Origin of the sequence: Streptomyces sp. NBC_00582, from assembly GCF_036345155.1 — a bacterium.
GTDB lineage: Bacteria > Actinomycetota > Actinomycetes > Streptomycetales > Streptomycetaceae > Streptomyces.
Genome location: NZ_CP107772.1, coordinates 4,099,782 through 4,121,978, shown reverse-complemented (window position 1 = coordinate 4,121,978; position 22,197 = coordinate 4,099,782). Strand labels below are relative to the sequence as shown.

At 69.0% G+C, this 22,197-nt stretch carries 19 protein-coding genes; 14 read left to right on the top strand and 5 right to left on the bottom strand.

Annotation, left to right across the window (positions count from 1 at the left end; genetic code table 11):
- The first annotated feature begins 3 nt into the window (after positions 1–3).
- Positions 4–1,161, top strand: a complete 1,158-nt coding sequence (locus OG852_RS18020) for a hypothetical protein (RefSeq protein ID WP_443064537.1) — start codon at positions 4–6, stop codon at positions 1,159–1,161.
- Positions 1,162–1,399: 238 nt separating this feature from the next.
- Positions 1,400–1,729, top strand: coding sequence for a hypothetical protein (locus OG852_RS18015; RefSeq protein WP_330348436.1), 330 nt, complete (start codon positions 1,400–1,402; stop codon positions 1,727–1,729).
- A 42-nt stretch (positions 1,730–1,771) separates the two neighbouring features.
- Here the strand turns inward: OG852_RS18015 and OG852_RS18010 are convergent, their stop codons facing one another.
- From OG852_RS18010 to OG852_RS17995, 4 genes are read right to left on the bottom strand one after another with little or no spacing between them, the layout of a single operon-like run.
- Positions 1,772–2,536: a succinate dehydrogenase/fumarate reductase iron-sulfur subunit gene (locus tag OG852_RS18010; RefSeq protein WP_133912603.1), complete on the bottom strand. Its 765-nt coding sequence runs from the start codon at positions 2,534–2,536 to the stop codon at positions 1,772–1,774.
- Positions 2,533–4,437 (bottom strand): fumarate reductase/succinate dehydrogenase flavoprotein subunit, encoded by a 1,905-nt coding sequence (locus tag OG852_RS18005; protein WP_330348435.1) that lies wholly within the window; start codon positions 4,435–4,437, stop codon positions 2,533–2,535. Before OG852_RS18005 ends, OG852_RS18010 begins: the two co-directional genes overlap by 4 nt.
- Complete coding sequence (locus OG852_RS18000) at positions 4,437–5,270, bottom strand: hypothetical protein (RefSeq protein ID WP_133912601.1); 834 nt, start codon at positions 5,268–5,270, stop codon at positions 4,437–4,439. The genes OG852_RS18005 and OG852_RS18000 overlap by 1 nt, the downstream gene beginning before the upstream one ends.
- Before the next feature lie 34 nt (positions 5,271–5,304).
- On the bottom strand, positions 5,305–5,604 hold the full coding sequence (locus OG852_RS17995; protein WP_055635500.1) for a hypothetical protein: 300 nt from the start codon (positions 5,602–5,604) through the stop codon (positions 5,305–5,307).
- A 295-nt stretch (positions 5,605–5,899) separates the two neighbouring features.
- On the opposite strand from OG852_RS17995, the gene OG852_RS17990 reads away from it, so the two are divergent.
- The 8 genes from OG852_RS17990 (at position 5,900) to OG852_RS17955 (ending at position 17,329) form a co-directional block, all read left to right on the top strand.
- Positions 5,900–8,113, top strand: a complete 2,214-nt coding sequence (locus OG852_RS17990; protein WP_330348434.1) for an ABC transporter family substrate-binding protein — start codon at positions 5,900–5,902, stop codon at positions 8,111–8,113.
- 415 nt (positions 8,114–8,528) lie between these two features.
- On the top strand, positions 8,529–10,436 hold the full coding sequence (typA, locus tag OG852_RS17985) for a translational GTPase TypA (protein WP_330348433.1): 1,908 nt from the start codon (positions 8,529–8,531) through the stop codon (positions 10,434–10,436).
- A gap of 596 nt (positions 10,437–11,032) precedes the next feature.
- A complete protein-coding gene (locus tag OG852_RS17980) occupies positions 11,033–12,658 on the top strand; it encodes a peptide ABC transporter substrate-binding protein (RefSeq protein WP_133912598.1) in 1,626 nt (541 codons plus the stop codon).
- A gap of 146 nt (positions 12,659–12,804) precedes the next feature.
- The gene (locus OG852_RS17975; protein ID WP_133912597.1) at positions 12,805–13,737 is read left to right on the top strand and encodes an ABC transporter permease; all 933 of its coding nucleotides are present in this window, start codon (positions 12,805–12,807) and stop codon (positions 13,735–13,737) included.
- Entirely contained in the window at positions 13,730–14,674 is a 945-nt protein-coding gene (locus OG852_RS17970; RefSeq protein WP_330348432.1) for an ABC transporter permease, read from the top strand. The genes OG852_RS17975 and OG852_RS17970 overlap by 8 nt, the downstream gene beginning before the upstream one ends.
- A gap of 11 nt (positions 14,675–14,685) precedes the next feature.
- Entirely contained in the window at positions 14,686–15,735 is a 1,050-nt protein-coding gene (locus tag OG852_RS17965; RefSeq protein WP_133912595.1) for an ABC transporter ATP-binding protein, read from the top strand.
- Positions 15,728–16,873 carry an ABC transporter ATP-binding protein gene (locus tag OG852_RS17960; protein WP_133912594.1) on the top strand — a complete coding sequence of 382 codons (1,146 nt, stop codon included), beginning with the start codon at positions 15,728–15,730 and terminating at the stop codon, positions 16,871–16,873. The genes OG852_RS17965 and OG852_RS17960 overlap by 8 nt, the downstream gene beginning before the upstream one ends.
- A 69-nt stretch (positions 16,874–16,942) precedes the next feature.
- Entirely contained in the window at positions 16,943–17,329 is a 387-nt protein-coding gene (locus tag OG852_RS17955; RefSeq protein ID WP_330348431.1) for a VOC family protein, read from the top strand.
- A 15-nt stretch (positions 17,330–17,344) separates the two neighbouring features.
- Here the strand turns inward: OG852_RS17955 and OG852_RS17950 are convergent, their stop codons facing one another.
- Complete coding sequence (locus OG852_RS17950) at positions 17,345–17,884, bottom strand: hypothetical protein (RefSeq protein ID WP_133912592.1); 540 nt, start codon at positions 17,882–17,884, stop codon at positions 17,345–17,347.
- Between the two features lie 411 nt (positions 17,885–18,295).
- Between OG852_RS17950 and OG852_RS17945 the strand changes: the two genes are divergently transcribed.
- The 4 genes from OG852_RS17945 (at position 18,296) to OG852_RS17930 (ending at position 22,191) form a co-directional block, all read left to right on the top strand.
- Entirely contained in the window at positions 18,296–18,529 is a 234-nt protein-coding gene (locus tag OG852_RS17945) for a helix-turn-helix domain-containing protein (RefSeq protein ID WP_133912591.1), read from the top strand.
- Between the two features lie 163 nt (positions 18,530–18,692).
- Entirely contained in the window at positions 18,693–20,315 is a 1,623-nt protein-coding gene (locus OG852_RS17940; RefSeq protein WP_133912590.1) for a peptide ABC transporter substrate-binding protein, read from the top strand.
- Positions 20,316–20,321: 6 nt separating this feature from the next.
- A complete protein-coding gene (locus tag OG852_RS17935) occupies positions 20,322–21,245 on the top strand; it encodes an ABC transporter permease (protein ID WP_133912589.1) in 924 nt (307 codons plus the stop codon).
- Positions 21,238–22,191, top strand: coding sequence for an ABC transporter permease (locus tag OG852_RS17930; RefSeq protein ID WP_330348430.1), 954 nt, complete (start codon positions 21,238–21,240; stop codon positions 22,189–22,191). Before OG852_RS17935 ends, OG852_RS17930 begins: the two co-directional genes overlap by 8 nt.
- Positions 22,192–22,197: the final 6 nt, after the last annotated feature.

Below are 22,197 nucleotides of genomic sequence, written 5' to 3'. Positions count from 1 at the left end.
TGAATGCGGGCACGCGAGCGGGATGCACCCGAGGCGGGGCCGGTGGGGCGGGGGACCACGGAAGGGGGAACGGGGATGGAGACCGAGGCACCTCAGGGGGAGGAAGAGCGCCCACAGGAGGACGGAACCCAGGTACCGGCACCGGCACCCGCGAGGCCCCGGCGCCGTCGTCTGCGGCGGCTCGTCCTCGCCGGGGTGCTGCTCCTCCTCTCCCCGGTTCTCGTCTCCCAGGCCGCCCTCGCCGTCAACAACCTCGGCGACCCGGCCGACGGCACCCGGACCCGTGGCAAGGACGCCTACTGGCTGGGGCACGCCTGGGTCGACGGGCGGAAGGACCAGGCCGACGTCCGGGCGCTCGCCGAACGGCTGCGCGGCACCGGGATCCGCGACCTGTACGTCCACGCCGGTCCCCTCGAACACGACGGGACGCTGCCCGCCTCCGCCCATCCCAGGGCGGCGTGGTTCATCGCCGCCGTGCACCGGGAGGCGCCCGGTGTGCGGGTGCAGGCCTGGCTGGGGGACGAGCTCGCCAGTGAGAGCCCCCACGGCATGCGGCTGGAGCGGGCGGCGACCCGGGCCGCCGTCGTGCGGTCCACCCGCGAGATCCTCGCCGTCGGCTTCGAGGGCGCCCACTTCGATCTGGAGCCGCTGCACTCGGGCGACCGGAACTACCTCGCCCTCCTCGACTCCCTCCACGAGGTCACCGGCGCGCGCGGCGTCCCACTCTCCGTCGCCGCCCACCAGATCGACCCCGTGCCCGGCTTCCACTCCTTCTGGGGCGCGACCACCGGCCACCCCAAGTGGTGGTCGCAGCGGTTCTTCGGGCAGGTGGCCCGCCGAGTCGACCAGATCGCCGTGATGTCGTACGACACCATGCAGCCGCTGGAGAGCACGTACGGCGGTTACGTCGCGCAGCAGACCTCCCTCGCCCTGGAGGTCACCCCGCCCTCCACGGACCTGCTGATGGGGCTGCCGTTCTACCGGGAGAACCGTTTCGGCCACTGGGCGCACGCCGAGACGGTCGCCGCCGCCGTCCGGGGCGTACGGCTCGGACTGTCCCGGACCGACGCCGACCGTGCGAACTTCGGGGTGGCGGCGTACGTCGACTTCACGGCGACGGAGACCGACTGGGCGTCGTACGAGAAGGGGTGGCTGCGATGACCCACGGACGAGTGCCCCCGGACGACAGCACCTCGGCGTCGCCGACCTCGCCCCCTCGCCCGCGCCGCCGCCGGGGGCGGCCGCACACCCGCCGGCGCCACCCGGCTGACCGGCGGCACCAGGAAGGGCGCCTACCGGCTGACGTACGACGACGACTCGACGGCGATTTCCCACATCCCGGCCCCATGCGGGCCATCGCCGAGTCAAATCTCTTGCGCGTGCCGTCGATCCTGGGACCATGAGCGCCATGTTCGCGGTTCTGATGGTCGTCGGCGGTGTCTGCGTGGCGGGCATGGCGGTGATCGGCCTGGTGGCCGTCACCACGGGGTGGACCCCGCGCTTCACCGGCATCGAGCAGCGGCCGAGGATGTGGGGGAGCGGCGTCCTGCTCAGCGCGGTCGGCCTGACGGCCTTCCTGTTCCTCGGCCCGTTCAACAGCTCCTCGCACCCCGACCGGAACCTCCCGCTGGTGGGCATGGCCGTGAACTTCGTGGGCCTGGCCCTCCAGTCGCTCGCCCGCCGCCCCCGGTCCCTGCCCCAGCCGCCCACGAAGACGACCGCCTCCTGATCACCGCCTCCTGATCACCGCTTACTGATCATCGCCCCCCGATCACCGCCTCCTGATCTTCGAACCCAGCCACACCAGCGGGTCGTACTTGCGGTCGACCGCCCGCTCCTTCAGCGGGATCAGCGCGTTGTCGGTGATCTTGATGCCCTCGGGGCAGACCTCGGTGCAGCACTTGGTGATGTTGCAGTAGCCGAGGCCGTGTTCGTCCTGGGCCGTCTTCTTGCGGTCCAGGCCCGACTCGTCCGCCGCGTCCAGCGGGTGCATGTCCAGCTCGGCCACCCGCATCAGGAAGCGCGGGCCGGCGAACGCGGTCTTGTTCTCCTCGTGGTCGCGCACCACATGGCAGGTGTCCTGGCACAGGAAGCACTCGATGCACTTGCGGAACTCCTGCGACCGGTCCACGTCCTCCTGGAACATCCGGTACTCGCCCGGACCGACCCCCTCGGGCGGGACGAACGCCGGGACCTCGCGCGCCTTCTGGTAGTTGAAGCCGACGTCCGTCACCAGGTCGCGGATCACCGGGAAGGCGCGCAGCGGGGTCACCGTGATCGTCTCGGCGCGGTCGAACACCGACATCCGGGTCATGCACATCAGCCGGGGGCGCCCGTTGATCTCCGCCGAGCACGAACCGCACTTGCCCGCCTTGCAGTTCCAGCGGACGGCGAGATCGGGCGCCTGGGTCGCCTGGAGCCGGTGGATGATGTCCAGCACCACCTCGCCGTCGTTGACCTCGACCGCGAAGTCCTCCAGACCCCCGCCGCCCACGTCACCCCGCCACACCTTGAAGCGGGCCTCGTAGCTGCTCACTCGTAGAGCTCCTCTTCGGTGAGGTACTTGACCAGCTCCTCCTTCTCGAACAGGGCGAGCAGGTCCGGGCGGATGGGGTCGGTGGTCTCCCGGGTGAGGTCGACGCCGGTCGTGTCGTCGGTGAGCCGGCACAGCAGGTTGACGTTGCGCCAGGTCCGTTCCATCGTCGGGTGGTCCTCGCGGGTGTGGCCGCCCCGCGACTCGGTGCGCTCCAGGGCGGCTCGGGCCACGCACTCGCTGACCAGCAGCATGTTCCTGAGGTCCAGGGCGAGGTGCCAGCCCGGGTTGAACTGGCGGTGGCCCTCCACCCCGGCGCGCGCGGCCCGTACCCGCAGCTCCGCGAGCCGCTCCAGGGCCTGTTCCATCTCGCCCTGCCGGCGGATGATGCCCACCAGGTCGTTCATGGCCTGCTGGAGTTCATGGTGGAGGGTGTACGGGTTCTCGGCGGGGTCGCCCGAGAACGGCCGCAGCGCCTCCTCCTCGGCCACCGCGAGGTCCGCCTCGTGCACGGGAGGCCGTACGTCCGCCCCCGCCGCGTACGCGGCCGCGTGCAGTCCGGCACGGCGGCCGAACACCAGCAGGTCGGACAGGGAGTTACCGCCCAGCCGGTTGGAGCCGTGCATACCGCCGGCCACCTCACCGGCCGCGAACAGCCCCGGTACGTCGCGCGCGGCGGCGGTGTCGGAGTCGACCGCGATGCCGCCCATCACGTAGTGGCAGGTCGGGCCCACCTCCATGGCCTCCGCCGTGATGTCGACGTCGGCCAGCTCCTTGAACTGGTGGTACATCGAGGGCAGCCGGCGCCTGATCGTCTCGGCGGGCATCCGGGTGGAGACGTCGAGGAAGACACCGCCGTGCGGGGAGCCCCGGTCCGCCTTCACCTCGGCGTTGATCGCGCGGGCGACCTCGTCGCGGGGGAGGAGTTCCGGTGGGCGCCGGTTGTGGTCCGGGTCCTCGTACCAGCGGTCGCCCTCCTCCTCCGACTCGGCGTACTTCTCCTTGAAGACGTCCGGGACGTAGTCGAACATGAACCGCTTGCCCTCGGAGTTCCTGAGCACCCCGCCGTCGCCGCGCACCGACTCGGTGACGAGGATGCCCTTCACGGACGGCGGCCAGACCATGCCGGTCGGGTGGAACTGGACGAACTCCATGTTCAGCAGGGGCGCGCCCGCGAGCAGGGCCAGCGCGTGGCCGTCGCCGGTGTACTCCCACGAGTTCGACGTCACCTTGAAGGACTTGCCGATGCCGCCGGTGGCGATCACCACGGCCGGTGCCTCCAGGACGAAGAAACGGCCGCTCTCGCGCTCGTAGGCGAAGACGCCCGACACCCGCGAGCCCGCGGCGGAGCCGCTGTCGGGCACAGTCTTGAGGACGCGGGTGACCGTGCACTCCTGGAAGACCTTCAGCCGGGACTCGTAGTCGCCGGTCTCGCGGTGGTCCTCCTGCTGGAGCGCGACGATCTTCTGCTGGAGGGTGCGGATGAGCTCGAGCCCCGTGCGGTCGCCGACGTGCGCCAGGCGCGGGTACTCGTGGCCGCCGAAGTTGCGCTGGGAGATCTTCCCGTCCTTCGTACGGTCGAACAGGGCGCCCCAGGTCTCCAGCTCCCACACCCGGTCCGGGGCCTCCTGCGCGTGCAGCTCCGCCATCCGCCACTGGTTGAGGAACTTGCCGCCGCGCAGGGTGTCGCGGAAGTGGACCTGCCAGTTGTCGTGCTCGTTGACGTTGGCCATCGCCGCCGCGATGCCGCCCTCGGCCATCACGGTGTGCGCCTTGCCGAACAGGGACTTGCAGATCACGGCCGTACGGGCGCCGCGCTCACGGGCCTCGATCGCGGCGCGCAGACCGGCGCCGCCGGCGCCCACGACCACGACGTCCCACTGCTGCCGGTCGACCACGCTCATCAGAAGAACCTCGGATCGTCGAAAGCGCCGGATGCGACCAGGAACACGTAGAAGTCGGCGAGCGCCACGCTCACCAGCGACGCCCAGGCGAGCAGCATGTGCCGGGCGTTCAGCCTGCCGACGAACTGCCACGCCTTGTAGCGCACGGGATGCCTGGAGAAGTGCTTGAGCTTGCCGCCGACGATGTGCCGGCAGGAGTGGCAGGAGATCGTGTACGCCCAGATCAGCGTGATGTTGACCAGGAAGACCAGGGTGCCCAGACCCATGTGGCCCCAGCGGTAGTGCTCGTCGCGGAAGGAGAGCACGGTGTCGTAGGTCAGGATCCCGGCGACGACGATCGCGGCGTAGAAGAAGTACCGGTGGATGTTCTGCAGGATCAGCGGGAAGCGGGTCTCACCGGTGTACTTGGTGTGCGGCTCGGCCACCGCGCAGGCCGGGGGCGAGGCCCAGAAGCCCCGGTAGTAGGCCTTGCGGTAGTAGTAGCAGGTCAGGCGGAAGCCCAGCGGGAAGATCAGGATGATGATCGCGGGTGAGATGCCCCACCAGCCGCCGAGGATCTCCGCGTTGGGACCGGCGTGCATGGGCTTGCAGTTCTCCGCCAGACACGGCGAGTAGAACGGCGAGACGTACGGCGCGGCGTAGTAGTCGGCGTTCGCGAAGGCCCGCCAGGTCGAGTAGGCGATGAACGCCAGCAGACCGGCGGCGGTGGCGGCGGGCGCCAGCCACCAGCGGTCGGTCCGCAGATGGGGGGCGGCGATCGCGGCGCGGCCGGCACCGCGTACGCCGCCCGGGGGATGGGGTTGTGTCGAGGGAGGTTCCGTACCAGTGGCCAATGCAGGACTCCGGTCGGTGTCGGGTCAGAGGTTCTCAGGGGGCGTGCCGGTCACGGGCGCCGAGTCCCTCGTCGTCCGTGTCGATCCACAGGGAGTCGTCGTAGGGGGTGTCCGGGATGGTGAGGAGCTGCTGCTTCTGCGGGACCGGTGGGGCCGTGGGGCCCGAGGCGGTCTCGCGCAGCAGTGCGACGCTCTCCCGGAGATGGTCGGCGTCGGCGCGGACGCGGCGCATCTCCAGACCGCCGCTGCCGAGCTGCTGCTCCAGGCGGCCGACGGACCGTGAGAGGTCGTCGAGGCAGCGCTGGACCGTAGTCAGGTCGTCGTGCACGGACATGACGTGACCTCGCTTCCGTGGGCGGCTGTGCCCTGGACGGCAACGTTCATGTGCGCCTGCGAGTGTTGCGCGTCACACCTGTCGATGTGAAGGCGTGTGCAGCGATTGGCGGATGCGGAAGGGGTGTGTTGCTCCGCATGGGTGGGGCTGTGAGCCCCCGCCGCCGTGTCGCCCTCGGCAGGCGAACCCTTTCCTCTTCAGTGAGCCGGAGACCAGACCGTAGATCTGATCAACTCCAAAATACCGCCAAATGTGATCAGAACGCACCGGAAGCGGCACCCCGGAGGTACCAGAGATGTCGAAGCCCTACGACGGCGTCGGACTGCGCGCGGTCATGCGCTCGGTCGCCTTCCTCACGGCGGGCGCGCTCGCGGTGCCCCTGCTGACCGGCTGCGGCGCCGAGGACGAGGCCGGCAAACCGCTGGCCGGGCAGGAGATCGCCCCGGCCGCCCGGGCCCTGGTCGCCGACGGGGGCACCCTGCACTGGGCGGTCGACTCGGTCCCGGAGACCTTCAACACCTTCCAGTCGGACGCCGACGCCACGACGACCCGGGTGGCCCAGGCCGTCCTGCCCTCGATGTACCGGATCGACGCCAACGGGCGGGCCCGGCGCAACGCCGACTACCTGGAGTCCGCGAAGGTCGTCGACACCGAGCCCAAGCAGGTCGTGCTGTACAAGCTGAACCAGCAGGCCGTGTGGAGCGACGGCCGGGAGATCGGCGCCGCCGACTTCGCCGCCCAGTGGCGCGCCCTGTCCGGCAAGGACAGCGCCTACTGGACCGCGCGCAACGCGGGCTACGAACGCATCGAGAAGATCGAGCGCGGCGACAACGACCTGGAGGTCCGGGTCACCTTCAGCCGGCCCTACTCGGACTGGCAGTCCCTGTTCTCGCCGCTCTACCCGAAGGACGTCATGGGCACGCCCACCTCGTTCAACGACGGGGCGCGGCGCACACTGAAGGTGACGGCCGGGCCCTTCCTGGTGAAGAAGGTGGACCGCAAGAAGGCCCAGGTCCGGCTCACCCGCAATCCGCGTTGGTGGGGGCAGCCGGCCAAGCTCTCCGAGATCCGGCTCACGACCGTGCCCCGCACGGAGCGGGCCGCCGCGCTGGCCTCCGGGAAGGTCGAACTGGCCGAGATCGACCCCGCCGACGTACAGCGCATCGAGGGCGCGGCGAAGGGCACGGCGGCCGGACCGCTCGCCGGGCCCGGTGCCGGACGCACCGCCGCCAAGGCGCTCGAGTCCTGGGCGCTCGCGCACGGCTCCGACGACGAGGCCGCGGAGCACGAGACGAAGGCCCGCAAGGGACTGCGCAAGGCGATCGCGAGGTGGGAGCGCCAGCAGAAGGCGCTGAAGGACTTCGAGGTGCGGCGTTCCCTGGAGCCGGCCTACACCCAGCTCGCGCTCAACGGCGCGGACGGGCCGCTGGCGGACGAGCGGGTACGGCGGGCGGTGGCCCGGGCGCTGGACCGCAGGAAGCTGGCCGAGCTGGTGCTCAAGCCCCTGGGGCTCCCCGTGGAGCCGGTCGGCAGCCATCTCGCCCTGTCCGGGCAGGAGGCGTACGCCGACAACAGCGGCGCGCTCGGCGGCCAGGACACGGCGGAGGCGCGGGCGCTGCTCGCGGACGCGGGCTGGGTGGCCGGCGGGCCCGTCAAGGAGGAGAAGAAGGAGAAGAAGGAGAAGGAGCAGAAGGAGGAGAAGAAGGGCGAGAAGGCGGCGGGGGCGAAGGGCGAGAAGTCCGAGGACGACGGGTCCGACGCCGAGGGCTCCGACGACGAGAAGTCGCAGGGGGGTTCCGACGGGGCGTACATCGTGGGGGAGGACGACAAGGGTCACGGCACGGACGACCGGCAGCTGGCACAGGAGCGCCAGGGCGGCGCCCCCGGCGCCTACGCCCCCCGGGGCACCCGCGCCCCGGCCGGGGCCGCCGCCGGGGCGCTGGCCAAGGACGGCAAGGCGCTGTCGCTGCGGTTCGTGCTGCCGTCCGGTCCGGGCTCGGAGCCGCTGCGCACGGTCGCCGCGCGGATCACGAAGATGCTGGAGAAGGTCGGCATCCGCACGGAGACCGTCAAGGTCACGGACGAGAGCTACTTCAAGGACCACATCGCCGCCGGACAGTACGACCTCGCGCTGTACTCCTGGCCCGCGACCGCGTTCCCGGCCACCGACGCCCGGCCGATCTACGCCAAGCCCGTCCCGGCCGCCGACGGCTCGCTCAGTGTCGAGCAGAACTACACCCGGGTCGGCACCGACCAGGTCGACCAGCTCTTCGACCGGGCCAGCATCACCCTGGACGCGAACGAGGAGCGCTCCCTGATCCGCAAGGCCGACTCCCGCATCTGGGCGACGGCCGCCTCGATCCCCCTCTACCAGCGCCCCCAGCTCACCGCCGCGCGCAAGAGCGTCGTCAACGCGGGCGCCTTCGGCTTCCAGACCCCGGTCTACGAGGACATGGGCTTCCTGAAGAAGGGCAGCCAGCTCCCGCCGAGCCCGGCGGAGAGCGAGTGAACCAAGCACACAACGGTGTGAGCCCGGCCGGGTGGGCACCCCGCACCGGTCGGTCGGGGCCCGTCGGGTGACTTCCGCTACTCCTGTGCGCACGTCTCCGGGCCCGCGGCGGGCCGGGCGGACGGACGGCCACGGGATCAGCGACTGCGACCACTGTGTCGAAGGAGCCGCAGGTGACAGGGGACCGCCCGGCCCGCAGCCCGACCGGTCCGCGCCCGCGGCCCGGCCGCGCCGAAGGCCGTCCGACCCGCACCCCCGCACCCACCCGCGAGGGGCGCTTCGGTGCCCCGCGGAGGTCCACCCCCTCCGGGACACGTACCATGGGGTGAGGCCGTGGCATGTCAAGCCCGGCAGGGTCCTCGTCGCACAGACGTACACGACGGGCCTTCCTCACACTCCGGGAGAACGCCGCTTTATGGCCACGCGCCACGACATCCGCAACGTCGCCATCGTCGCCCACGTCGACCACGGCAAGACGACCATCGTCGACGGCATGCTGAAGCAGGCCGGTGCCTTCGCCGCCCACCAGCTCGACTCCGTCGACGACCGCATGATGGACTCGAACGACCTGGAGCGTGAGAAGGGCATCACGATCCTCGCCAAGAACACGGCGGTGAAGTACCACCCCAAGGACGGCGGGGACCCGATCACGATCAACATCATCGACACCCCCGGCCACGCCGACTTCGGTGGCGAGGTCGAGCGCGGTCTGTCGATGGTCGACGGTGTCGTGCTGCTGGTCGACGCCTCCGAGGGCCCGCTGCCGCAGACCCGCTTCGTGCTGCGCAAGGCCCTGCAGGCCCGGCTGCCGATCATCCTCTGCATCAACAAGACGGACCGTCCGGACGCCCGGATCGACGAGGTCGTCAACGAGACGTACGACCTCTTCCTCGACCTGGACGCCGACGAGGAGCAGATCGAGTTCCCGATCGTCTACGCCTGCGGCCGCGACGGCATCGCCTCGCTGACCAAGCCCGCCGACGGCACGGTCCCGGAGGACTCCACCAGCCTGGAGCCGTTCTTCTCCACGATCCTCCAGCACATCCCGGCCCCGACCTACGACGAGGCCGCCCCGCTCCAGGCCCATGTCACCAACCTGGACGCCGACAACTTCCTCGGCCGTATCGCGCTGCTCCGCGTCCACCAGGGCGAGCTGAAGAAGGGGCAGACCGTCGCCTGGATGAAGCGCGACGGCTCGGTCGCCAACGTGCGCATCTCCGAGCTGATGATGACGGAGGCGCTCACCCGCAAGCCGGCCGAGAAGGCGGGCCCCGGTGACATCTGCGCCGTCGCCGGTATCCCGGACATCATGATCGGCGAGACGCTGGCCGACCCCGAGAACCCGCTCCCGCTGCCGCTCATCACGGTCGACGAGCCCGCGATCTCCATGGTCATCGGCACCAACACCTCCCCGCTGGTCGGCCGCGGCGGCACCGGCAAGGGCGCCGACGCCAAGTCGGCCGTCAAGGACCGCAAGGTCACCGCCCGTCAGGTCAAGGACCGCCTCGACCGCGAGCTCGTCGGCAACGTCAGCCTCCGCGTCCTCGACACCGAGCGCCCGGACGCCTGGGAGGTGCAAGGCCGCGGTGAGCTGGCGCTGGCCATCCTGGTCGAGCAGATGCGCCGTGAGGGCTTCGAACTGACCATCGGCAAGCCCCAGGTCGTCACCAAGGAGGTCGACGGCAAGGTCTACGAGCCCGTCGAGCGCATGACGATCGACGTGCCCGAGGAGCACATGGGCGCCGTCACCCAGCTCATGGGTGTCCGCAAGGGCCGTATGGACAACATGTCCAACCACGGCTCCGGCTGGGTCCGCATGGAGTTCGTGGTGCCCTCGCGCGGTCTCATCGGCTTCCGTACCGAGTTCCTGACGCAGACCCGCGGCACCGGCATCGGCCACTCCATCCACGAGGGCCACGAGCCCTGGTTCGGCGCCCTGCAGACCCGTAACAACGGCTCCCTGGTCGCCGACCGCGCCGGCGCCGTCACCGCCTTCGCGATGACGAACCTCCAGGAGCGCGGTGTGCTCTTCACCGAGCCCGGCACCGAGGTGTACGAGGGCATGATCGTCGGTGAGAACTCCCGCTCCGACGACATGGACGTCAACATCACCAAGGAGAAGAAGCTCACCAACATGCGGTCCTCGACCGCCGACGTGGCCGAGTCGATCGTCCCGCCGCGCAAGCTCTCCCTGGAGCAGTCGCTGGAGTTCTGCCGTGACGACGAGTGCGTCGAGGTCACCCCGGAGGCGGTCCGCATCCGCAAGGTGAACCTGGACGCCCGTGAGCGCGCCCGCGCCGCGAGCCGCGCCAAGCACGGCTGACCGGCCCCGTGGCGAACGAGCCAGGTCCCGCACGGCGGGGCCTGGCTCGCTTGTTGAACACAGTTTTTACTCCGCGGGGACATAGGGATAACCCTTTGATCGCGTGCGGAACCGCCCGCAGGGGGCTCATCGGTACTAGCCTCGGATGTGTGTGCAGTGTGCGCACTGCGGTGCGGTGTCGGCCAATGGCCTCACGGGCAGGACCCGTTGATGGTGGTGGACATGCCGAGTCGGCCCCCGCACAGCGGCCAGGGTAGCCGCAACTCATTTTTCTCCCCGGTGCGTCCGGAATGCGGACAGTCAACGCCGATAGATGTGTAACAAGTCCGTTTCGCAGGGATCTTCCCTCTATCCCTTTGTCCGGATTTTGGAAGATGTAGCCGTGAGGTGTGATCGAACCGAGACCTTGCCGGTGTGGTTCGGCCTTCGCTGATGGCAGATAGTTAGGCGCGTAGAGCTCGGAGGACGGGTCAGGCGCCGACAGGCGGCGCAGGCTCGCGAGCGCTGGGGGCACCGACCATTTTCAGGCGCCGGAAACGGTGTTGTGTCGTGTGCTGCCCTGTGCAGTGAACCAATGGATTCTTGAGGAGGAACCCATGCGCGGTGCGAGGAGTGCCAAGTGGGTCGCGATAGCCGCGGTTGTGGCACTGGGAGCGACCGCCTGTGGTGGTGGCGACGGCGACAGTAAGGGCGACAGCAAGGCCGCGATCGACCCGAACGGCACGTTCACGGTCGAGTCCGGTGAGCCGCAGAACCCGCTGCAGCCCGCCAACACGATGGAGTCCTACGGCAGCATCGTGATCAACTCGCTGTTCACCGGTCTCGTCGACTACGACGACAGCGGCAAGATCGTCTACATGAACGCCGAGTCGGTCGACACCAAGGACAGCAAGACCTACACGGTCAAGCTGAAGGCCGGCTGGAAGTTCCACGACGGCACCCCGGTCACCGCCGAGTCCTACGTCAAGGCCTGGAACTGGGCCGCCAACCCGGACAACAAGCAGACCAACAGCTTCTGGTTCTCGGACATCAAGGGCTACGACGCGGTCGCCCCGGCCAAGGGCAAGCCGACCGCCACCGAGCTGTCCGGTCTGAAGGTCGTCGACGACAACACCTTCACCATCGAGCTGTCCAAGGCGATTCCGTACTACGTCTACAAGCTCGGCTACCAGGTCTTCTCGCCGCTGCCGGAGTCCTTCTACAAGGACCCGAAGGCCGCCGGTGAGAAGCCGGTCGGCAACGGCCCGTACCAGTTCGTCAGCTGGGACCACAAGAAGGCCATCACGGTCAAGAAGTTCGCCGGCTACAAGGGCTCGAACGCGGCGAAGAACGGTGGCGTGGTCTTCAAGAACTACTCCACCCCCGAGACCGCGTACGCGGACCTGAAGTCGGGCAACCTCGACGTCATCACCCAGGTCGCCCCCAAGGACCTGCCGGTCTACAAGCAGGACCTCGGCGACCGCGCGGTCGACCAGGCGTACTCCGCCATCCAGACGATCGCCCCCGCCTTCTACACCAAGCAGTGGAAGGACATCGACCCGAAGGTCCTGCAGGGCCTGTCGATGGCGATCGACCGCGACACCATCACCAAGACCGTGCTCCAGGGCACCCGTGAGCCGGCCACCGGCTGGGTCGCCAAGGGCGTCCTCGGCTACCAGCCGAACGTCGCGGGCGACGTCACCAAGTACGACCCGACCAAGGCCAAGCAGCTCATCAAGGAGGGTGGCGGCGTTCCCGGCAACGCGATCACCATCCAGTACAACACCGACGGCGGTCACAAGGAGTGGGTGGAGGCGGTCTGCAACTCCATCACCAACGCCACCGGTGTGAAGTGCTCCACGGACCCGAAGGCCGACTTCCAGGCCGACCTCCAGGCCCGTGACGCCCACGAGGTCAAGTCCATGTACCGCTCGGGCTGGGTGCTGGACTTCCCGATGAACGCCAACTTCATCCGTGACCTGTTCGGCACGAAGTCGGACGGCAACCAGAGCGGCTTCTCCAACAAGACGATCGACGACGAGATCGCCGCCGCCGACAGCGCCACCACGCTGGACGAGTCGGTGAAGAAGTACCAGGAGATCGAGAAGCAGCTCCCGAACTACATGCCGAGCATTCCGCTCTGGTACTACAAGGTCAACGCGGGTTACTCGGAGAAGGTCTCGGGCGTCAAGTTCGGCCAGGACGGCGACCCGATCCTGACCGGCGTCCAGGTCAAGAAGTAACCGCAGACAGCCCGTTGCCCGGGGCGCGCACAGCGCGCCCCGGTCAGCAGCGGAAGCGGCCGGGGGGCCCTTTCCACATGCATCGCCGAGCGGTGCGCGGGGAAAGGGCCCGCCTGCTGCCGCTGTGACTTTTTTATGGAGGCACGATGGGGCGCTATGTCGCACGACGACTGCTCCAGATGATCCCGGTGTTCTTCGGGACCACCCTGCTCATCTTTCTCATGGTCTACGCCCTGCCCGGTGACCCCGTCCGCGGGCTGTTCGGCGACAAGGGCGGAAGCCCCCAGGTCATCGCCGCGCTGAGACACCAGTACGGCCTCGACCAGCCGATCCTGGTGCAGTACTGGGACTACATGAAGGGCATCATCCTGCACGCCGACTTCGGCACGCAGGTCGCCAGTGGACGGCCCGTCACCGACGTGCTCGGCGACGCCTTCCCGGTGACGCTGCGGCTGGGCGGCTTCGCCTTCGTGATCGAGGTCATCTTCGGCATCGGCCTCGGCGTCTTCGCCGGTCTGCGGGCCGGCCGCGCCGCCGACACCGGCGTCCTCCTGTTCACGCTGCTGCTGATCTCGGTGCCGGTGTTCGTCCTGGGCTTCATCCTCCAGTGGATCTTCGCCGACGAACTCAAGTGGCTGGAACCGAACGTCAACGATCCGTCGAACTACGGTGAGTTGCTGATGCCGGCGATCGTGCTGGCCACCGCGTCACTCGCCTATGTGTCACGGCTGACCCGTACGTCGATCGCGGAGAACATGCGCGCCGACTACGTCCGTACCGCCATCGCGAAGGGCCTGCCCCGGCGCCGGGTGGTGGGCGTCCACCTCATGCGCAACTCGCTGATCCCCGTGGTCACCTACCTGGGCACGGACATCGGCGCCCTGCTCGGCGGCGCCGTCGTCACCGAGGGCATCTTCAACATCCAGGGCATCGGCGGCACCATCTACCAGTCGATCGTGCGCCGGGAAGGCACCACCCTCGTGGGCCTGGTGACCATCCTCGTCCTCGTCTACCTCGTCGCCAGCCTCCTTGTCGACCTGCTCTACGCGGTCCTTGACCCGAGGATTCGCTATGCCTGACATGACCAAAACCGACTCCGCCACCGCCACGGACGCCGTGGCCACCGCCGAAGCCTCCGTGCAGCCGGTCACGGCCGAGAAGGTCCGCAGCCTGTGGGGCGACGCCTGGCAGGACCTGCGGCGCAACTGGATCTTCATCGTCTCGGCGCTGCTGATCCTGCTGCTCCTGACGATCACCTTCTTCCCGGGCTGGTTCACCAGCGCCAACCCGACCTACGGCGACCTGTCCAAGCACTACCTGCAGAAGCCGCAGCTCGGAAAGGTCTTCTCGCCGGAGTGGCTGGGCTACGACCAGCAGGGCCGCAGCGTCTACGCCCGGCTCATCTACGGCGCCCGCGCCTCCATAGCCGTCGGCTTCGGCACCACGATCCTGGTGACCGTCGCCGGTGGTCTGGTCGGGATGATCGCGGGCTACTTCGGCGGGATCGTCGACTCGATCCTGTCCCGGCTCGTGGACGTGTTCTTCGGCATCCCGTTCCTGCTGGGCACCATGGTCACGCTCAACTCCTTCCCGGAGCGCACCACCTGGGTCGTCATCGGCGCCCTGGGCTTCTTCGGCTGGACCCAGCTGGCGCGCGTGATGCGCGGTGCGGTGATCACGACCAAACAGTCCGACTACGTACAGGCGGCCAAGGCGCTCGGCGCGAGCACCCCACGCATCCTGTTCCGGCACATCCTGCCCAATACCCTGGCCCCGGTGATCGTCGTCGCGACCATCTCGCTCGGCGTCTACATCGGCTCCGAGGCCACGCTGTCCTTCCTGGGACTCGGCCTGAACGGCGTCTCCTGGGGCAACGACATCTCCGACGGCGGCAGCTCGATCCGAGTGGCTCAATGGATCATGCTCTACCCGTCGATCATGCTCACCATCACGGTGCTGGCGTTCATCATGCTCGGCGAAGCGGTCCGTAACGCCCTCGACCCGAAGACGCGCTGAGGGAGGCGTACGTGACCATCATCGAAGAAACCACGGTGCCGGCGCCCCGCGAAGGCGACGACGGCCCCCTGCTCGAAGTGCGTGACCTGCACGTCGAGTTCGTCACCCGCGAGGGTGTCGTCCGGGCCGTCAACGGCGTCAACTACAACGTGAAGGCCGGCGAGACGCTCGCCGTCCTCGGCGAGTCCGGCTCCGGCAAGTCCGTGACCGCGCAGGCGATCATGGGCATCCTCGACATGCCGCCCGCCCGGATCCCGCAGGGCGAGATCCTCTTCCGCGGCCAGGACATGCTGAAGATGTCCGCCGAGGAGCGCCGGCGCATCCGCGGCCGACGGATCGCCATGATCTTCCAGGACGCGCTCAGCTCGCTCAACCCGGTGCTCTCCGTCGGCTACCAGCTCGGCGAGATGTTCCGGGTGCACCAGGGCCTGTCCAAGAAGGACGCCAAGGCCAAGGCGATCGAGCTGATGGACAAGGTGAAGATCCCGGCCGCCGCGGCCCGGGTGAACGACTATCCCCACCAGTTCTCCGGCGGTATGCGCCAGCGCATCATGATCGCCATGGCGCTGGCCCTGGAGCCGGACCTGATCATCGCCGACGAGCCCACTACGGCCCTCGACGTGACGGTCCAGGCCCAGGTCATGGACCTCCTCGCGGAACTCCAGCGCGAGTACAACATGGGTCTGATCCTGATCACCCACGACCTCGGCGTGGTCGCCGACGTCGCCGACAAGATCGCCGTGATGTACGCGGGCCGGATCGTGGAGCGCGCCCCGGTGCACGAGCTCTACAAGCGCCCCGCGCACCCCTACACGCGCGGTCTGCTGGACTCGATCCCGCGCCTGGACCAGAAGGGCCAGGAGCTGTTCGCGATCAAGGGTCTGCCGCCCAACCTGCTGCGGGTCCCCACCGGTTGCGCGTTCAACCCGCGCTGCCCCAAGGCGCAGGACATCTGCCGCACGGAGATCCCGGCCCTGGTGCCGGTGACCGAGCAGGACGGCGGCGAACTGGTCGGCCGGGGTTCGGCGTGCCACTTCTGGAAGGAGACGATCCATGGCTGAGCTCAGCAAGAACGACGAGCAGGAGGCCACGCCGAACGTCTCCGAGGTGGAGACCGCCGACGTCCACTCCGAGTCGGAGGCGGTCGCCGCCATCGAGGCGCCCGTGGACCGCGGCGAGCCGATCCTCCAGGTGCGCAACCTGGTGAAGCACTTCCCGCTCACCCAGGGCATCCTGTTCAAGAAGCAGATCGGCGCGGTCAAGGCCGTCGACGGGGTCTCCTTCGACCTGTACCAGGGCGAGACCCTGGGCATCGTGGGCGAGTCCGGCTGCGGCAAGTCCACGGTCGCCAAGCTGCTGATGAACCTGGAGCGGGCCACCGCCGGCGAGATCTTCTACAAGGGCCAGGACATCACCAAGCTGTCCGGGCGCGCCCTGAAGGCGGTCCGCCGCAACATCCAGATGGTGTTCCAGGACCCGTACACCTCGCTCAACCCGAGGATGACGGTCGGCGACATCATCGGTGAGCCCTTCGACATCCACCCGGAGGTGGCCCCCAAGGGCGACCGGCGCCGGAAGGTCCAGGAACTGCTGGACGTCGTGGGTCTCAACCCGGAGTACATCAACCGCTACCCGCACCAGTTCTCGGGCGGTCAGCGCCAGCGCATCGGCATCGCCCGCGGGCTGGCCCTCAACCCCGAGATCATCATCTGCGACGAGCCGGTCTCCGCGCTGGACGTGTCCGTCCAGGCGCAGGTCATCAACCTGATGGAGCGTCTGCAGGACGAGTTCAACCTCTCCTACATCTTCATCGCGCACGACCTGTCGATCGTCCGGCACATCTCGGACCGGGTCGGTGTCATGTACCTCGGCCGGATCGCCGAGATCGGCTCCGACGAGCAGATCTACGACCACCCGACGCACCCCTACACCCAGGCGCTGCTGTCGGCGGTCCCGGTCCCGGACCCGGAGGCCCGTGAGGGGCGCGAGCGGATCATCCTCACCGGTGACGTCCCCTCGCCCGCGAACCCGCCGTCCGGCTGCCGCTTCCGCACCCGCTGCTGGAAGGCGCAGGACAAGTGCGCGACCGAGGAGCCGCTGCTCGCCGTACCGGAGCGGTTCCGGGGCGAGGACACCCCGGCGGCCCATGAGTCGGCCTGCCACTTCGCCGAGGAGAAGGACGTCGTGCACGCGGCGTGACGAACCCACCAAAGCCCGGCACCTCGCGCAGAGGTGCCGGGCTTTCGCGCCTTCCGAGAAAGGACACCGGTGCTTCACCACATCGAGCTGTGGGTCCCGGACCTGTCCCGGGCGACCCGGGAGTGGGGCTGGCTGCTGGGCAGGCTCGGCTACACGCCGTACCAGGAGTGGGACCGCGGCCGCAGCTGGCGGCACGGGCCCCTCTACCTGGTCGTGGAGGAGTCCCCCGCGCTGCGTCGGGGCGCCGGTCACGACCGGATCCGCCCGGGCCTCAACCACCTGGCGTTCCACGCGGGAAGCCGGGCGGAGGTGGACGCGCTGGCCCAGGAGGGGCCGGCCCACGGGTGGACACCGCTCTTCCCCGAGCGCTACCCGCACGCGGGCGGCCCCGACCACTACGCCGCCTACCTGGAGAACACGGACGGATTCGAGGCCGAACTGGTCGCCGGCCCCTGAGCCGCCCTCAGTTCCCTACTTCCACTCCAGGCCCCACACGTTGGCGTCCTTCTTCACCGGGGCGACGAACCACTTCGCCCACTTCTTGCTCTCGTGGTACTTGCAGTGACCGTCGTAGTAGTACGTGAACTTCGTGGCCTTGAACTTCTTCGACTCGTGGAACATGGTCATGCGGACCTTGGTCTTGCCCGCCTTGTTCTTGGCCGGGATCGAGTAGCTCCAGCTGTTCGACTTCGACCAGGACTTGCCGACGGTCACGCTGAACGAGGTGCTCGCCTTGGCGAAGATGACCCCGGCCTCGGCCTCGACACCGGCGGTGCCGCTGGCGCTCACCGTGGCCGTCTTGGTGTGGTTGTAGGTGAGGGTGCCGCCGAGGTTGTCGTACATCCACTCGCTGTGCAGGTTGGTCGGCTTGCTCACGGTGGACTTGTTGGTGATGTGGTAGCCCGTCCCGGGGTTCGGGGCACAGGCGGCGGAGGCCGGTGCGGCCACTCCCGCCACGAGGCCGCCGGCCACGACGGCCGTCGAGACAAGGGTGCTTGCGATTCTCAGCACGAACGGTTCCCCCTTCAGGAAGCTCTGCGCTCACCGGAGCGCTCAGCCAGCATTGGCCGTGCGCGGACAACGCTGCAAACGACTTCGGGGACGCGGGAACACGCCCATGCACCGCAGCGCATTGACAGCCGCGGGCGCCACCGGGCAAAGCGTGCACAGGGGAAGTCGCCGCAGGTCCGGGCGGGTTGAATTGGCCGTCTCCGTACCGAAGGTCGCTATCGCATCGCCTGTATGAAGTGAGCAGCGTCTCACCCCGGGGCGTCATGTGCTTTGCGGTATGAAAGGCGCCCTCAAGACTTCCCCAAGCCCGGAACCGGGGGCCGCGGGCCCTGAGTCCTGATCCTTGGTCAAACACGAACGGGGAGTGACGAAATGGTGGTTGCGGCGGATCGCAGAGGCGCCGGCGTCGGAATGCCCTTCGGTGCGGCGGTGCGCGCCCGACGGCTGGAACTGGGACTCACCCAGGAGCGGCTCGCGACCCAGGCGGGCATGACACAGGGCGCGCTGTCGCGCATGGAGTGCGGCCGTGGGGTTCCGACCCTGCCCTTGCTGGAGCGCCTGGCGGCGGCCCTGGCGTCGAACCTGCTGATCTCCATGTCGCCGCACGGCGGGGTGCACGTGGTCTTCAAGGCGCTGCCGCGCTGACCACCGGCCCCGAACGGCTCGGCTGAGCCGTTCGGGGGTCACCCTCCTGACACCCTTGAACCCGTACGGGTGGGGTGAACGTGCAGGAAAGCCGCCATGTGCCGATATTGACTGGTAAAGGATCACGGCATGTCCGGGTCCGGCCGGTCAAGAGGAGGCATCCATGCGGGGAGCCACACACGCCAGGTGGGCCGTGTGCGCGGTGGCGGCGGCGCTGCTGGCGACGGCCTGCGGTGGCGGCGGCAGCGGCGGCGACGGCTCCGCGGTGCTCACCTCGTCCTGGGGCGACCCGCAGAACCCGCTGGAGCCCGCCAACACCAACGAGGTGCAGGGCGGCAAGGTCCTCGACATGATCTTCCGCGGGCTGAAGCGGTACGACCCCGAGACCGCCCAGGCGCAGAACATGCTGGCGCAGAGCATCGAGACCCCGGACTCGCAGAACTTCACGATCACCCTCAAGGACGGCTGGACGTTCAGCAACGGTGAGAAGGTGACGGCGCGTTCGTTCGTCGACGCCTGGAACTACGGGGCGAGTCTGCGCAACGGCCAGAAGGCCGCCGAGTTCTTCAAGTACATCGACGGCTACGACCGGGTCCACCCGCGGACGGGCACCCAGACCGCCGATACCCTGTCCGGGCTGAACGTCGTCGACGACCGCACGTTCACCGTGCGGCTCAGCCAGAAGTTCTCCTCCTTCCCCGACACCCTCGGCTACGCCGTCTTCTCACCGCTGCCCCGGGCGTTCTTCGACGACCACGAGGCCTGGCTGAAGAAGCCGGTCGGCAACGGGCCGTACACCATCGCCTCGTACACCCGCGGCGCGCAGATGAACCTCGTCCGCTGGGACGCCTACCCCGGCACCGACAAGGCGCGGAACGGCGGGGTGACCCTCAAGGTCTACACCGACCCCAACACCGCCTACACCGACCTGCTGGCCGGCAATCTCGACCTCACCGACGACGTGCCCGCCGCCCAGCTCAAGAACGCCCCGGGCGACCTCGGAGGCCGCTACCTCAACCAGCCCGCCGGCATCATCCAGACGATCGCCTTCCCCTACTACGACAAGGAGTGGGGCAGGCCCGGCATGGACAAGGTCCGCAAGGGGCTGTCCATGGCCATCGACCGCGACCGGATCACCGCGACGATCTACCAGCGGACACGGGTCCCCGCCACGGACTGGACGTCACCGGTCCTCGGGATCAAGGGCGGCGACAGCAAGGGGCTGTGCGGCGAGTGGTGCACCTACGACCCGGCCCGGGCCAAGGAGCTGATCCAGCAGGGCGGGGGACTGCCCGGCGGACAGGTGCGGATCACGTACAACGCGGACGCCGGCTCGCACAAGCAGTGGGTCGACGCCGTCTGCAACTCCATCAACAACGTCCTCGGCGACGAGCGGGCCTGCGTCGGCAGCCCCATCGGCACCTTCGCCGACTACCGCGACAAGACCACCAAGCAGAAGCTGAGCGGCCCCTTCCGGGCGGGCTGGCAGATGGACTACCCGCTCATCCAGAACTTCCTCCAGCCGCTCTACTACACCGACGCCCCCTCCAACGACGGCAAGTGGTCCAACGAGGAGTTCGACCGGCTCGTCGACCGGGCGAACGCCGAGACCGACCCCGCCAAGGCCGTGGCGCTGTTCCAGCAGGCCGAGGAGGTCGTCCGGGACGACATGGCCGCCATCCCGCTCTGGTACCAGAACGGCACCGGCGGCTACGGCGAACGCCTCTCCGGGGTGAAGCTCAACCCGTTCTCCGTCCCCGTCTACACCGACATCAAGGTCGGCTGACCCGCCATGGGGCGGTACGTCCTGCGGCGGCTGGTGCAGATGGTCCCGGTGTTCATCGGGGCGACGCTGCTGATCTTCCTGATGGTGAACGTGATGGGCGATCCCGTCGCGGGCCTGTGCGGCGAACGGCAGTGCGACGCGGCGACGACCGCCCGGCTGAAGCAGGAGTTCGGCCTCGACCGGCCCGTCTGGCAGCAGTACCTGACCTACATGGGGAACGTCTTCACCGGCGACTTCGGTACGGCGTTCAACGGCCAGCCGGTCACCGAGCTGATGGCGACGGCCTTCCCCGTCACCGCACGCCTGACCCTCGTCGCGATCCTCTTCGAGATCGTCGTCGGCGTCACCCTCGGCGTCGTCACCGGAATGCGCCGGGGCCGCCCCGTCGACACCGGGGTCCTGCTGGGCACCCTCGTGGTGATCTCCGTGCCCACCTTCGTCACCGGGCTGCTGCTCCAACTGCTGCTCGGCGTCGAATGGGGCTGGATCAAGCCCTCCGTCTCCCTGGACGCCGGCTTCGGCGAGCTCATCGTGCCCGGCCTCGTCCTCGCCTCGGTCTCCCTGGCGTACGTCACCCGCCTGACCCGGACCTCCCTCGCCGAGAACCGCCGCGCCGACTACGTCCGTACCGCCGTCGCCAAGGGCCTGCCGCACCACCGGGTCGTCACCCGGCATCTGCTGCGCAACTCCCTCATCCCCGTCGTCACCTTCATCGGCGCGGACATCGGCTTCCTCATGGGCGGCGCGATCGTCACCGAGCGGATCTTCAACATCCACGGCGTCGGCTACCAGCTCTACCAGGGGATCCTCCGCCAGAACACCCAGACCGTGGTCGGTTTCGTCACCGTCCTCGTACTGGTCTTCCTGGTCACCAATCTGCTCGTGGACCTGCTGTACGCCGTACTCGACCCGAGGATCCGCTATGCCTGAACTGGAACCGGAGGGCGAGATCGCGGCGCCGGGACTCACGGCGCTGCCACTGGAGAAGGCGCCCGAGGGCCCGCCGCTCCCGGCCACCGGAACCACCGGCAGACCCCGGTCCCTGTGGTCCGACGCCTGGCGCGACCTGCGCCGCAACCCGGTCTTCCTCGCCTCCTCCCTGATCATCCTCTTCCTGCTCCTCATCTCCCTGTGGCCCTCGGCCATCACCTGGGAGAGCCCCCTGAAGTGCGACCTCGCCCACGCCCAGGAGGGCTCCGCACCCGGCCACCCGTTCGGCTACGACGGCCAGGGCTGCGACGTCTACACCCGCACGGTCTACGGCGCCCGTACGTCCGTCACGGTCGGCGTCCTCGCCACCCTCGGGGTCGCCGTCCTCGGCAGCGTCCTCGGCGGCCTCGCCGGCTTCTTCGGCGGGGCGGGCGACGCGGTCCTCTCCCGCGTCACCGACGTCTTCTTCGCGATCCCGGTGGTCCTCGGCGGGCTGGTGCTGCTCTCCGTGGTCACGAGCGAAACCGTCTGGCCGGTCATCGGGTTCATGGTGCTGCTGGGCTGGCCGCAGATCTCCCGGATCGCCCGCGGCTCGGTGATCTCCGCCAGACAGCACGACTACGTCCAGGCCGCCCGCGCCCTGGGCGCCTCTCCCGCCCGGATCCTCCTGCGCCACATCGCCCCGAACGCGGTGGCCCCGGTGATCGTGGTCGCGACCATCGCCCTCGGCACGTACATCGCCCTGGAAGCGACCCTGTCCTACCTCGGCGTGGGCCTGAAGCCCCCCGCGGTCTCATGGGGCATCGACATCTCCGCCGCCTCCCCCTACGTCCGCAACGCCCCCCACGCCCTCCTGTGGCCCTCCGGCGCCCTCGCCCTGACGGTCCTGGCCTTCATCATGCTCGGCGACGCGGTCCGCGACGCCCTCGACCCGAAGCTGAGGTGACGCGGC

Bases quoted from the DNA above. Each gene is read 5' to 3' on its own strand.
- OG852_RS18015 (WP_330348436.1), top strand. From the start codon at position 1,400: ATGAGCGCCATGTTCGCGGTTCTGATGGTCGTCGGCGGTGTCTGCGTG.
- OG852_RS17980 (WP_133912598.1), top strand. From the start codon at position 11,033: ATGCGCGGTGCGAGGAGTGCCAAGTGGGTCGCGATAGCCGCGGTTGTG.
- OG852_RS18020 (WP_443064537.1), top strand. From the start codon at position 4: ATGCGGGCACGCGAGCGGGATGCACCCGAGGCGGGGCCGGTGGGGCGG.
- OG852_RS17970 (WP_330348432.1), top strand. From the start codon at position 13,730: ATGCCTGACATGACCAAAACCGACTCCGCCACCGCCACGGACGCCGTG.
- OG852_RS17975 (WP_133912597.1), top strand. From the start codon at position 12,805: ATGGGGCGCTATGTCGCACGACGACTGCTCCAGATGATCCCGGTGTTC.
- OG852_RS17940 (WP_133912590.1), top strand. From the start codon at position 18,693: ATGCGGGGAGCCACACACGCCAGGTGGGCCGTGTGCGCGGTGGCGGCG.
- typA (WP_330348433.1), top strand. From the start codon at position 8,529: ATGGCCACGCGCCACGACATCCGCAACGTCGCCATCGTCGCCCACGTC.
- OG852_RS17945 (WP_133912591.1), top strand. From the start codon at position 18,296: ATGCCCTTCGGTGCGGCGGTGCGCGCCCGACGGCTGGAACTGGGACTC.
- OG852_RS17935 (WP_133912589.1), top strand. From the start codon at position 20,322: ATGGGGCGGTACGTCCTGCGGCGGCTGGTGCAGATGGTCCCGGTGTTC.
- OG852_RS17995 (WP_055635500.1), bottom strand. From the start codon at position 5,604: ATGTCCGTGCACGACGACCTGACTACGGTCCAGCGCTGCCTCGACGAC.
- OG852_RS17930 (WP_330348430.1), top strand. From the start codon at position 21,238: ATGCCTGAACTGGAACCGGAGGGCGAGATCGCGGCGCCGGGACTCACG.
- OG852_RS18005 (WP_330348435.1), bottom strand. From the start codon at position 4,437: ATGAGCGTGGTCGACCGGCAGCAGTGGGACGTCGTGGTCGTGGGCGCC.
- OG852_RS17990 (WP_330348434.1), top strand. From the start codon at position 5,900: ATGTCGAAGCCCTACGACGGCGTCGGACTGCGCGCGGTCATGCGCTCG.
- OG852_RS17960 (WP_133912594.1), top strand. From the start codon at position 15,728: ATGGCTGAGCTCAGCAAGAACGACGAGCAGGAGGCCACGCCGAACGTC.